Below are 12,550 nucleotides of genomic sequence, written 5' to 3'. Positions count from 1 at the left end.
ACAGCACCGCTCACCCACACGCGCAATCGCATCCGGTCCGACGCGGTTCCTGCGGCGTACGGCACACCTGGTCGGGTAACAGCACCGGTCCGACTCCGGGGACAGCCTGGCTGCGGGCGAACCGCAGGAGGGCCTCGGTTGCTTGCGGTGCGTTCTCGCCGGTCCCGGACATCCGCGCCGCGATCATCCCGGCCACCAATGGAGCCGAGAACGAGGTCCCGCTCCAGTTGCACAGTCCGTCGAAGTGTCGCGTCTGCTGCGGGTGCTCGTGGATGGTCTTGTAGTCGCCGACCACGAAGGCATTGACGAGATCCACGCCGGGTGCGTACACGTCGACCCAGCCGCCGTAGTTGGTGAAGTCGGCCCGGTAGGTTCCGTTCGCCGACAGGGCGCCGACCCCGACCACCCACGAGTACGCCGCGGGGTACGTCGGCAGCCGGCTCGTGTCGTTGCCGGCCGGGGCGACGACGACCACGTTCACGTGCCGCAGATACTCGTCGTAGAAGGCACTGAAGGTGAGCATCGGCAGATGCAACCGGGTGATGCCGTCGAACTCGCAGACGATGACGTCCGCACCACTGTCCATCACCTCGACCATCCGCCGGATGATCTCGTCCTCGTACGCCAGGCCCGCGAGCTCTTCCGCCCGCTTCACCTGGACCACCGCGTGCGGCGCGACGGATCGCACGCATCCGGCGACGAAGGTCCCGTGACCGGCGTACGGCTCGATGAACTTGTTCGCGTCGAACGGATTCTCGGGATCGCCGTAGACGCCCGCCATCCACGGCCACATCTTCGGCGCCTCCTGGAACAAACCGTCGTCCACGACGCCCACCACGACACCGTCACCGTCCCAGCCGTGCGTCCCGCAGCAGATCCCGTCGCTCACCGGCGGCACGGGACTGAAGGACTTGGACGCGATGACGGCAGGTTCGGTCGCCGGGCAGGGGTGACCGCTGTTGGGACACAGCGACAGGCCGTGGACCGGAGTCGCGGTTCCGACCCCGTGCAACTCGTCCAGCTGTTCGAGAATCTCCGGCGTCGAGAAGTCGTCGCCGGGCCACTCGAGCTTCACGACACCGGCGATCACCGGCAGGTGACCGACATCAGCCCGCTGAGCGCTCTCGTCGCCTTGCGAGAGAATCCCGCGCAGCGTCTCCCGGACCTGCTCGGCGTCAGCCGTGCGGACCAGGATGCTGTTGCGGCGGTAGAAATACTCGACGCGCCCGTCTTCGCGCCAGCTCGGTGGGTAGGCGGCTGCTCGGGGGTCCCGTTCCAGGATGAGGTCGACGGCTTCCTCGAGGCGTTGTTGTTCTGACATGTTGCACCCTCCCTTGCCATGGACATTGCGGTACTACGATCGGACTTGTCCGCGTTTGGGAGGGCGGGTGCTGCGATGGACGCCGACGACTTGCATGCGCTTGCTTTGTCGCGTCCGACCGAGGCCCTGCGGATCGCTCACGAGGTGCTGGCGGGGACGCCGTCTGACGCCGAGGCCGCGGCGGCCCACCACGCGGCAGGTCTCGTCCATCGCGATTTCGGCGACATCCGCGAGGCGGTCGCGGAACTGAAGGCGGCGTACCGATCGATCCGCCGGACGACGGATCGCGACCGCGAGGACGAGATTCTCGCGACGCTCGGCGTGGCTCTGGTGATGGGCGGTCAGACCGAGCGCGGGCTGGCCGCGCTCGACGCCGTCGTACCCGGCCGGACCGGAGTGCTCGCCGGCCGGTTGCTGATCCGTCGTTCCTGGGTCCTCGGAGCTCTGCTCGGCCGGTACGCCGAGGCGCTCGCGGATGCCGAACAGGCGGTCGAGTCGCTGGCCGACACCGGGGACCTGATCTGGGAGGCTCGCGCGTTCCAGATGCGGGCCATGGTGCTGCTCGCGATGGGCGTGATCGATCGCGCCGACAACGACTTCGCCCGCAGCGAGGAGCTGTTCGCGAAGTCCGGCCAGGAGGTCGAGTACGCCGACGCGCGACAGGCTCGCGGCGCTGCAGCGTTCGCCCGCGGTGATCTCCCGACCGCGATGCAGCTCTCGGACGACGCGCAACAGCTCGTCGAGCGGCTCGGCGTACTGGAGCCCGATCTGTACGCCAACAAGTGCTTGATGCTGCTGGCGGCCGGCCTCACCCACGAAGCCCTGGTCGGGATCAACAGTGCGCTCGAGCGGATCGAGGCGCAGCGTGGCTCGTCGGCGCGGCACGCGGAGCTGTTGCTGTGCGCCGGTCTGGCGGCGCACGCGGCCGGCGCGTTCGAGCTGGCCGAGCGCCGCAACCGCGACGCGATCAGGCTGTTCCGTCGACAGCAGCGTCCTTGGTGGGCGGCACGAGCAGAGCTTGCGTTGCTGCAGACTCGCTTTGCGAATGGCGGCCGGACGGCGCCGCTGCTTCGCGCCGGCCAACGCATCAGCGCGATGCTCGACGAGCTCGATCGGGATCTCGCCGCGGAGGCACACCTGTTGACCGGCCGGATCGCACTCGCACGCAACGACAGCGCCGAAGCGGTACGGCACCTGAGCATCGCGGCCAGGGCACGGAAGCGTGGCCTGCGAACGCGCGGCGCCGGCTGGCTCGCCCAAGCACTGCTGCACCAGGACAGCGGCCGGTCGCGCGGCATGCTCGGCGCGTGCAGGCAGGGCCTGAGCCTGATCGAGATCTATGTGCGGACTCTGGGCGCAACCGAACTGCGCGCACTCGCGACAGCCCAGGGCGCGGAACTCGCGGCCATGGCGCTCGGGCACGCCGTCGAGCACGGCAGTGGTCGCCAAGTGCTCGAGTGGAGCGAGCGTTGGCGCGCGACGGTGCTGGCGATTCCACCGGTGCGACCGCCGGCAGATGATGGGCTCGTCGCGGACCTCGCCGCCCTGCGCGATCTCACCCAGCGGATGGAGTCGAGCCACGATCGTGGGCCGGGCAAGAGTCACCAACATCGGGAACGCGAGCGGCTCGAGTCCGCAGTACGACGGCGGGTTCTGCTCACGCCGGGGCAACTCGACGAACGGCGCGAGCGGCTTCGGATCGCCGAGCTGCTCGAACAGCTCGGGGACCGGACGCTGGTGGAGCTTGTCGACCTCGAGGACCAGCTGTATGCCGTGGTGGCTTCGCACCGCCAGGTCCGGCTGCGGCCGATCGGTCCGACCTCGGTGGCCACTCATGCCCTCTCGCATGCCTTGTTCGCCCTCCGCCGCGAAAACGCCCGGCGCGGCCGGCACGAGCTCCTGCTCGACCCGATCGGAGCGCGGCTCGAATCGGCTCTGCTGGGCAACACGCTGCAGCGCCTCGGCGACGGACCGGTAGTCGTCGTACCGACCGGCCGGCTGCATGCGGTTCCTTGGAGTCTTCTGCCGTCGTTGCGGACACGTCCGACCTCCGTGGTCCCGTCAGCCGCGGCGTGGGTACGCGCGATGCGGGCGAAGCCTCCTGGCGTAGACAGAGTCGTACTGATCGGCGGACCGCACCTGTCGGCCGGCCGGGAGGAGGTACGGCGGCTTGCCGAGCTGTACCCAGATGCTGTCCTGCTCGCGGACGGCAGCGCGACGGCGGACGCTGTACTGGAGGCGATCGACGGGGCATCGCTTGTGCATGTGGCGGCGCACGGCACGTTCCGCGCGGACAGTCCGCTGTTCTCCGCGATCGAGCTGGATGACGGCCCACTCACGGTGTACGACTTCGAACGCCTGAAGCGAGCGCCGCACCGCATGGTCCTGTCCAGTTGCAGCTCGGCGCTCGGTGGGCCGAGTGGTGCCGACGAACTGGTGGGTCTGGTCAGTGCGTTGGTGGCGCTCGGATCGGCCGGAGTGGTCGCGAGCGTCGTACCTGTGTCCGACCCTGCGACCGTTCCGCTGATGCTGCGCCTGCACGAACAGCTGCGCGCCGGCGACGGACTCGCGGAAGCGCTCGCTCGGACCCATGAATCGGACGACGCGACCGCTCGATCCTTCATCGCTCTCGGCGCGTGAGGGCCGGTCACAACTGCACCCAGTCCGTGACGACGCGGCCGGTAGCCGTGTCACACCGCAACCGCATGGCACCGGCAGGCAAGGTCGGCAGTTCGAAGAAGCCCGATTCGTCGACCACGATGTCGTACGTCGTGCCGTCCGCGGTCTCGATGCGGATTTCGGCTGCGCTGGGCGGCAGGATCTGACCGAAGACTTCGGAGTGCACCACCTCCAACTCCACGGACAGCGGCGTTGAGGTGAACACCAGGACCCGGTCCGCGTTCGACTCGGCCCGGACGTCCGCGGCCGACGCCATCGACGAGTCGAAGGTCAGGCTCGCCAGCAACAGATCGTCGTCGATCGTGCGCCAGGACAGGGCGCCTTCGGCGTGCTCGGCGATCGTGTGTGCCAACGGTTCGGTGGCACGGACGGCCGCCGCGAGATCCTCGAGGAGATGGTCATCGTCATCCCAGCGATGCCGCGTCATGCCGATCACCTCCTGACAGGTCGGATGCGACGTACCTTCTGACGGCCGGCGTTCTGCGCAGCCGTTCGAGCGCACGGGCCCGCGTCGGGCCGATGCTGCCGACCGGGATCCCGGTCCGCCGCCTGATTTCGTCGTACGACGGTTGCGGGTCGGTCATCAGCAGCAACAGCAGTTCGCGTTGCCGGCTCGGTAGTTCGGCCAGCCCGGCGAGCAGCACCTGGTGCCGCTCGGACCGGACGAGTCCTTCGTCCGGATCGGGAACCTCGACCGCGACCGGTGGCTGCTCGGCATTCAACGGGTCACTCATCCTCCGGTGGCGCTGGGAGGACAGGTAGCGGATCGATTCCCGGCGCGCGGTCGTGACCAGCCAGCCGGGGATCGCTCGCGGTTCCTGGAGGCTGTCGAGGTGCTCGACGAGCCGCAGCCACACCGTCTGTGCGACGTCCTCGGTCTCGGCCGGCGTCAACCGGAACCCGCGAATGACCGATACGAGCAGGGGCGCGTAGCGGTCGACGAGCTCCCGCCATGCCTGTTGATCGCCCGCGGCTGCGGTGACCACAAGTGCGGTGACTGGTGAGACATCCTGTTCCATTCCCGCTCCCGGGTTGGTACGTGATGCTTCGTGCGAGGGGTGCACGCCACCGATCCCCCCTGCGGTGGCGTGCGTCCGTGGAGTTCCGTTCCGCAGGCTCAGGGCTCGCGAAGCAGGAACGTCGGGCCCTCGCTGAAAGCGGCCATCTCCGTCAGCACGTTCAGTGCGGTGCGGTAGGTGATGACCACGACGAGCTTGTACACGCCGGAGTCCGGCGCCTTGTCCGGCCGCAGCGTGTTGGCCGGGACGGTGATCTTCGCGGCGTACGCCGGACCGCCGTTCGCCGGCACGACCTTGCTGCCGATGAGCAGCTCGGGACCGGGGCCCATCGATTCGGCGTACGCCTTGACGGTCCAGTTGCCGTCGAGCAGTACGGCCGTGGCCGGCGGCTGGACCGTCCACTTGATCGTGACGTCGAACGGGAACTCGTCGTCGAGGACGCGGTTCGGATTGCCGTCGTGATCGATGATCGCCACCGCGGTCACCGAGCCTTCGAGACCAGCGAGGCCGTCGAAGTTGGGATCTGCTGTCATTTCGGGTTCCCCCCAAGTAGGCGCCCCACTCACCAGAGCGCTCTTACTTGGACGGACCTGCTCCGAACTCCACCAGATACATCCAATCCCTCAGTCCGGGTCGTCCATTTCTTGCAATAATCGATCGAGATATTGCGCGTGCGTGTCCACGGGGTTACGGTCTGGCGCAAACCGCCCCGTTTGAGAGTGAGTCGCGCATGATCCGGTCAGTGAAATCCTGGAGAGCCGGCGTGCTCTCCGTGTGCGGCGCGCTGGTCGCCGCGAGCCTTGCAGTCCTCGGATCCACGCCCGCGTGGGCCGCCGCGTCCGGTGGTGTCGGCGCCACGCTGCCGTACGTCGAAGTGCAGGCCGAGAACGCGTCCACGAACGGGACGGTGATCGGCCCGAGCGCGGCGTACAACACGCTGGCGGCCGAGGCGTCGTACCGGAAGGCCGTCACGTTGCAGGGGAGTGGGAAGTTCGTCGAGTTCACAACGCCCGCCGCGACGAACTCGATCGTCTTCCGCTACAGCATCCCGGACACCGGCTCGGGCTCGGTCTACACGCCGCAGCTGTCCCTGTACGTCAACGGGACCAAGCAGCCCAACTTCACCCTGACCAACGCCTACAGCTGGTATTACGGCGGCTATCCGTTCACGAACCAGCCGGGGAGCAACCCGCATCACTTCTACGACGAGGTGCACCGGCTGTTCCCGACCACCTATCCGGCCGGCACCAAGTTCCGGCTGCAGGTCGACGCCGAGGACACCGCGTCGTCGTACACGATCGACTTCGCCGACTTCGAGAACGTCGCGGGTTCGCTGAGCCAGCCGGCGGGTTCGGTGTCCGTGACCAGCACGGGCGCGGACCCGACCGGCGCCGCGGACTCCACCGCGGCGTTCAACGCGGCGATGACCCAGGCCGGTGCCGGCGGGACGGTGTGGATTCCGGAGGGGACGTTCAAGATCCCGGGCCACCTGATCCTGAACAACATCACGATCAAAGGCGCGGGGATGTGGCGCTCGACGGTCGTCGGGGCGGCGCCGGGCTTCTACGGCAACTACGCGCCGAACGCCAGCAGCGGCGTACACCTGGCCGACTTCGCGATCTTCGGCGACGTCCAGGAGCGTAACGACGGCGCACAGGTGAACGGCATCGGCGGCGCCCTGAACAACTCCACCGTGGACCGGGTGTGGATCGAGCACGAGAAGGTCGGCGCCTGGATGGACGGACCGTTCACCAACCTGGTGATGAGCGGTCTGCGAATCCGGAACGTCACCGCAGACGGGGTGAACTTCCACAACGGCGTCACCAACTCCAAGGTCACCAACAGCGACCTGCGCAACCTCGGCGACGACGGCCTGGCGACCTGGGCCGAGCAGAACGCCGACGCCAACGACTCGTTCGACCACAACACCGTGCAGTACCCGATCCTTGCCAACGGCATCGCCATCTACGGCGGCCACGACAACTTTGTCACCGACAACCGGGTGATCGATGCCGGCCTCACCCAGGGCGGCGGGATCCACGTCGCCCAGCGGTTCGGCTCGACGACGCTCGGGCGCACCGACGTACTGCGGAACACGATCATCCGCTCCGGAAGCCTGGACCCGAACTGGCAGTTCGGCGTCGGCGCACTGTGGTTCGATGCCCGCGACGGCGCGATGTCCGGCCTGACCAACGTCGACAACATCCTGATCCAGCAGAGCCCGTACGAGGCGATCCAGTTCGTCTCGGGCTCGAACATCAGCAACGTCCACATCAACAACGCGACGATCCAGAACACCGGGACCTGGGTGGTCCAGGAGCAGGTCGGCGGATCGGCGACGATCACCAACAGCACCGCCACCGGCACCCAGGCGCCGGGACCGATCTACAGCTGCGGCGTCGGTTTCACCCTGACCGACGGCGGCGGCAACTCGGGCATCTTCGCTCCTGCGCAGTGCCAGAACATCACGTCGCCGACGTTCCCGCCGTACCTGCCGGACAACGGCTCGCAGATCTCGATCAGCCCGACCGCACTCAGCTTCGGCTCCGTCGCGATCGGCGGATCGAGCTCCCCGCAAGCCGTCACGGTCACGAACACCGGTACTGCGGCGGCGCCCGTCAGCGCGGTCGCGACCAGCGGTGACTTCAGTCAGACCAACAACTGCGGCACGAGTATCGCGGCCGGTGCGTCGTGCACGGTCAGCGTCACCTTCCGCCCGACGGCGGCGGGCAGCCGGTCCGGAAACCTGACCGTCAACGCTTCCGGCATCACGAACACCGTCCCGCTCTCGGGCACCGGCGTCGCACCCGGTCCGATCCTCAACGCGAACCCAGCCAGCCTGTCCTTCCCGGACACGCAGGTCGGCAGTTCCTCGTCGGCTCAGACCGTCGCGGTGACCAACTCGGGTACGACGTCGGCGACTGTCTCGGGCGTGACCGCTACCGGCGACTTCAGCCAGACGAACAACTGCTCGGCGCTCGCCGTCGGCGCGTCCTGCACGGTCACGGTCACCTTCCGGCCGACCGCATCCGGATCGCGCACCGGCGGTGTGACGGTGACCAGCAACGCCAACAACAGCCCGACGTCGATTTCCCTGACAGGTAACGGCATCGGGACCGACACCAACCTCGCGCGTGGGAAGACGGCCTCAGCCAGCAGCCAGGTGAACGGCACCCAGATCCCGGCCACAGCGACCGATGGTGACGCGAGCACCTATTGGGAGAGCGCGAACAACGCCTTCCCGCAATGGTTGCAGGTCGACCTCGGTACGGCGCACAGCATCGGCAAGGTGACGCTGAAGCTGCCGCCTTCGGGTGCATGGGGCACGCGGACGCAGACCCTGTCGGTCCAGACAAGCACCGACGGATCGTCGTACAGCACGGTCGTCGGGTCCGCGACGTACACCTTCACTTCGCCGACGAACGTCGTGAACATCACCGTGCCGGCCACGAACGCGCGTTATGTGCGGGTCAACATCACGGCGAACAGTGGCTGGCCGGCCGGACAGGTGTCGGAGTTCGAGGTGTACCCCAGCGGGGGTGCGGCTCCGGTGCTCACCACGAACCCGTCGTCGCTCACCTTCGCCTCGCAAGCGCTCAATACCAACAGCGCGGCGCAGCCGATCACTGTGACCAACACCGGCACGGCAGCCACCTCGATTAACGTCAGCATCACCGGTGACTACAGCCAGACCAACAACTGCGGCAGCCTCGCCGCAAACACGTCCTGCACTGTCAACGTCACGTTCCGCCCGACTGCCGCTGGGACCCGCACCGGCACGCTGACGGTCAACAGCAACACCGTCGCGCTGTCCGGCACCGGCGCCGGCGCAACCAACACAAACCTCGCCGCGGGCAAGCCCACCAGCGAGTCCAGCCACAACGACGTCTACCCGTCGAGCAACGCGACCGACGGCAACCAGTCGACGTACTGGGAGAGCGCCAACAACGCCTTCCCGCAATGGATCCAGGTCGATCTCGGCTCAGCCGTCAGCGCCGGCCGGATCGTGCTGCAGCTACCCGCCGGCTGGGGAGCCCGTAGCGAGACACTGTCTGTCGCCGGCAGCGTCAACGGCAGCACCTTCACCACCCTCGTTCCGTCCGCCGGCTATTCGTTTGCCCCCGGCAACAACAACACGGTGACCATCACCTTCAGCCCGACCACCCAGCGCTACTTCCGCCTCAACCTCACCGCGAACACAAGCTGGCCGGCAGGCCAGCTGTCCGAATTCCAGATCTGGAACTCGTAGTCGCCGCCCCCGGCCCGGCGCGGGTCAGGCCGGGGGCGATCACCACTCAGTTCACTACTGGTTGTTGCGGGTGAAGAGCTGGAGGAAGAAGAGGAAGACGTTGAGGATGTCGAGGAAGATCGAGGCCGCCATCAGCGGCGCCGAGGCCAGGTCGGTGGATCGGCGCAGACGCTGGAAGTCGAAGGCCGTGAGCGCGGCGAAGATCACCAGACCGATGACCGAGTAGATCACGGCCCCGCCGGGAATCCGGATGAAGATCAGCACGATCCCGAAGACAAGCAGGCCGATCAGTGCCCAGGACGCGACGCGGGCGATCGCGGACAGATCCCGGCGGGTGGCGTACCCCGCGGTCCCGAAGGCGGCGATGAACAGCGCGGTCGCGCCACCGGCCTGCCACAGCGCGCTGGGGTTGACGTCGGCGTAGTACGCCAGCGTCGGCGCAACCGCCACCCCCATCAGCAGGCCGAAGGCCGCCAGGAGCGCGACCGCGCCTCCCGGCGACCTCCGGACGGCAAACTGCAGGGCGATGAGCACCACGAACGCGCCGATGAACGCGATGATGCCCACAGCGCCGTGCAGATTGCGGCCGAGATACGCCCCGAGCGCGAACAGCCCCGCCGTCATCGCGACGTACTGCATGGTCTGCGCGAACAACGTCCGCACCTGATCCCGCCCGGCCGACGCCGCTCCCGGATACCTCATCGAATCGCTCATACTCCGAGCGTCGCCGATCCCGACCCCGGTGACACCAGGGAAAGTCCCTGGTGTCACCCGTGTGCACGCGAGCCTCAAGCCTCCGAACGCTGAAGTTGGCGGGTGGTCGGTCGACCGTCCTCGTCCAGGCGTACGACGATGTGGTCGTCCCAGCGATTGTCGGAGTGGGGATGGTCGGACCGCCAGTGGCAGCCGCGGCTGTCCTCGCGTGCGGTCGCTGCTGCGACGACGGATCGCGCCACCGTTGCGAGCGGTCCGGTGCCGGCGGTGTCCAGCTCGTCCGCGGCGGCGTTCAGACCAGCGCCGTCGCGGCGGATGCCGGCGTACCTGCTGAGGATCGTGCGGATCCGCTCCGCTTCGCGATCCTCGCCCAGCGCGACCTCGTGCGAGCGGCCGTGGTCCGCCGCGGGGAGCTCGAGGGTCAGGGCAGTGGCGACGCGCCGTCCGAAGACCAGTCCCTCCAGCAGGCTGTTGGAGGCGAGCCGGTTGGCCCCGTGTACGCCGGTCGCGGCGACCTCGCCGACGGCGTACAGACCGGGTACATCGGTGGCGCCGTTGCGGTCGGTCCGAACGCCGCCGCACAGGAAGTGTTCGGCCGGCGCGACCGGGATCTGGTCGGACACCATGTCGACGCCGATGCGTGCGCAGGAGGCCAGCACGGTCGGGAATCGCCGCCGGATGACCTCAGGCGCGACACCGGTTGCGTCCAGCCAGACGTGGTCGGACCCGTCCCGCCGCATCGTCGCCTCGATCGCCCGCGCGACGACGTCCCGCGGAGCCAGGTCGGCTCGCGGATGCAATCCTTCCATGATCCTGCGGCCATGCACGTCGCGCAGTACGGCGCCTTCACCTCGGACGGCCTCGGTGACCAGAGGCAACTGACCACTGGTCTCACCGGTGTGGAGCGCGGTGGGGTGGAACTGGACGAACTCCATGTCCACCAGCGACGCGCCGGCTCGCAACGCCAGGGCGATGCCGTCACCGCGCACCGCCGAGGGGTTGGTGCTCGCCAGGTAGGCGTTACCGATACCGCCGGTGGCCAGTACGACGGCGCGCGCGTCGATCTGCGTGAGCTGGTCACCTGTCTCGACGAGCACCCCGACGATGCTTCCGGAATCCGACTGAACCAAACCGACGGTCCGTCCGGTCATCGTCCGGACACTGGTTCGCTGCAGGGCGGCACGGAGCGCGCGATGAACCTCCGCCCCGGTGGCGTCACCGCCCGCATGCACGATCCGGGGACGGCTGTGGCCGCCCTCCAGAGTTCTCGACAGCGATCCATCGGCGTTGCGGTCGAAGCGGGCGCCGTGAGCGATGAGCTCGGCGAGTCGCTGCGGTCCTTCCTCGACCAGCGCCCGAACGTTGCGGGGATCGCAGAATCCCGCGCCCGCGATGTCGGTGTCACGCCAGTGGTCGAGCGGATCGTCCTCGCCGTACGCCGCCGAGACGCCGCCCTGCGCCCAGGGCGTGCTGCCGTCGCCCGCGCTGAGCAGAAGTACGTCGCGGGTCGCGGCGAGACCGAGCGCGGTCGACAGGCCCGCCACGCCGGAGCCGATCACGACCACGTCGACGGCCCGCGTCATCGAGCACCCGCAGGCTTGCCGATGGCAACCATCCGCTCGACCGAACGCCGGGCCCGTTCGACGATCTCCGGCGGGAGCTGGATCTCGTCGCGTCCTCCCCGCAGGCACCGCACCAGCAGCTCCGGGGTGATCATCTTCATGAAGCGGCACGAGGCCTTCGGGTTCACAGGGACGAAATTCGTTCGCTGGTTGACCTTGCGAAGCTGGTGGAGCATGCCGATCTCCGTCGCGATCAAGGCCGTCTTCGAGGTCAGGTCGCGAGCGGTGTCCAGCATGCCGGCGGTGGAGAGGATGTGGGTCCGCTCGGCCGGCAGATCACCCACGCCGGCGAGCCAGATCGCCGACGACGCGCAGCCGCACTCGGGATGGACCAGGACCTCGGCCTCGGGATCGGCCGCCACCTGAGCGCGCAGGTCGGCGGCGCTGATGCCGGCGTGCACGTGGCACTCGCCCATCCACACCTCGATGTTGTCCCGGCCGGTTTGCCGCCGGACATGTGCTCCGAGGAACTGGTCGGGCAGGAACAGGATCGGCTGGTCCGCCGGAATCGAGTTCACCACCTCCACCGCGTTGGACGACGTACAGCAGACATCGGCCTCGGCCTTCACCGCGGCGGTGGTGTTGACGTAGGCAACGACCGCGGCGTCGGGGTGCTCGGCCTTCCAGGCCCGTAGCTGATCGGCGTCGATGGTGTCCGCCAGTGAGCAACCCGCCTGAGCGGTGGGGATCAGCACGGTCTTGTCGGGGCTGAGAAGCTTGGCGGTCTCGGCCATGAAGTGCACGCCGCAGAACACGATCGTGGAGGCGTCCGTCTCGGCCGCGATACGCGACAGGGCGAGTGAGTCGCCGACGTGGTCGGCGACGTCCTGGATCGCCGGCTCCTGATAGTTGTGGGCGAGGATCACCGCGTCGCGCTCCTGGGCGAGGCGGCGTACCTCGTCCTGCCAGGTGATCGCTGTGTTCTGACCAATGGTCACAACAGTTC

9 protein-coding genes are annotated in these 12,550 nt (G+C 68.2%); 2 read left to right on the top strand and 7 right to left on the bottom strand.

What is annotated here, in order from left to right:
* Nucleotides 1–10: 10 nt before the first annotated feature.
* Complete coding sequence (locus EV653_RS19035) at nucleotides 11–1,321, bottom strand: S8 family peptidase (RefSeq protein ID WP_134105089.1); 1,311 nt, start codon at nucleotides 1,319–1,321, stop codon at nucleotides 11–13.
* A gap of 75 nt (nucleotides 1,322–1,396) precedes the next feature.
* On the opposite strand from EV653_RS19035, the gene EV653_RS19030 reads away from it, so the two are divergent.
* Nucleotides 1,397–3,961, top strand: coding sequence for a CHAT domain-containing protein (locus tag EV653_RS19030; protein ID WP_166679490.1), 2,565 nt, complete (start codon nucleotides 1,397–1,399; stop codon nucleotides 3,959–3,961).
* 7 nt (nucleotides 3,962–3,968) lie between these two features.
* Here the strand turns inward: EV653_RS19030 and EV653_RS19025 are convergent, their stop codons facing one another.
* From EV653_RS19025 to EV653_RS19015, 3 genes are all read right to left on the bottom strand, one after another.
* Nucleotides 3,969–4,427, bottom strand: a complete 459-nt coding sequence (locus EV653_RS19025) for a hypothetical protein (RefSeq protein ID WP_134105087.1) — start codon at nucleotides 4,425–4,427, stop codon at nucleotides 3,969–3,971.
* On the bottom strand, nucleotides 4,405–5,019 hold the full coding sequence (locus EV653_RS19020) for an RNA polymerase sigma factor (RefSeq protein ID WP_134105086.1): 615 nt from the start codon (nucleotides 5,017–5,019) through the stop codon (nucleotides 4,405–4,407). The genes EV653_RS19025 and EV653_RS19020 overlap by 23 nt, the downstream gene beginning before the upstream one ends.
* Before the next feature lie 98 nt (nucleotides 5,020–5,117).
* Nucleotides 5,118–5,552, bottom strand: coding sequence for a hypothetical protein (locus EV653_RS19015; protein ID WP_134105085.1), 435 nt, complete (start codon nucleotides 5,550–5,552; stop codon nucleotides 5,118–5,120).
* A gap of 209 nt (nucleotides 5,553–5,761) precedes the next feature.
* Between EV653_RS19015 and EV653_RS19010 the strand changes: the two genes are divergently transcribed.
* Nucleotides 5,762–9,268: a choice-of-anchor D domain-containing protein gene (locus EV653_RS19010; protein ID WP_202871743.1), complete on the top strand. Its 3,507-nt coding sequence runs from the start codon at nucleotides 5,762–5,764 to the stop codon at nucleotides 9,266–9,268.
* Nucleotides 9,269–9,322: 54 nt separating this feature from the next.
* Here the strand turns inward: EV653_RS19010 and EV653_RS19005 are convergent, their stop codons facing one another.
* The 3 genes from EV653_RS19005 to nadA all read right to left on the bottom strand — a co-directional run bounded on the left by EV653_RS19005 (nucleotide 9,323) and on the right by nadA (nucleotide 12,542).
* A complete protein-coding gene (locus EV653_RS19005) occupies nucleotides 9,323–9,982 on the bottom strand; it encodes a Bax inhibitor-1/YccA family protein (RefSeq protein WP_134105083.1) in 660 nt (219 codons plus the stop codon).
* A 74-nt stretch (nucleotides 9,983–10,056) separates the two neighbouring features.
* The gene (gene nadB / locus EV653_RS19000; protein ID WP_134105082.1) at nucleotides 10,057–11,565 is read right to left on the bottom strand and encodes an L-aspartate oxidase; all 1,509 of its coding nucleotides are present in this window, start codon (nucleotides 11,563–11,565) and stop codon (nucleotides 10,057–10,059) included.
* Nucleotides 11,562–12,542, bottom strand: a complete 981-nt coding sequence (nadA, locus tag EV653_RS18995; protein WP_134105081.1) for a quinolinate synthase NadA — start codon at nucleotides 12,540–12,542, stop codon at nucleotides 11,562–11,564. The genes nadB and nadA overlap by 4 nt, the downstream gene beginning before the upstream one ends.
* Nucleotides 12,543–12,550: the final 8 nt, after the last annotated feature.

It is taken from the genome of Kribbella pratensis, assembly GCF_004365355.1.
GTDB lineage: Bacteria > Actinomycetota > Actinomycetes > Propionibacteriales > Kribbellaceae > Kribbella.
Note: the sequence above shows the minus strand (reverse complement) of the source record. Positions and strands in the feature narration are given on the sequence as shown.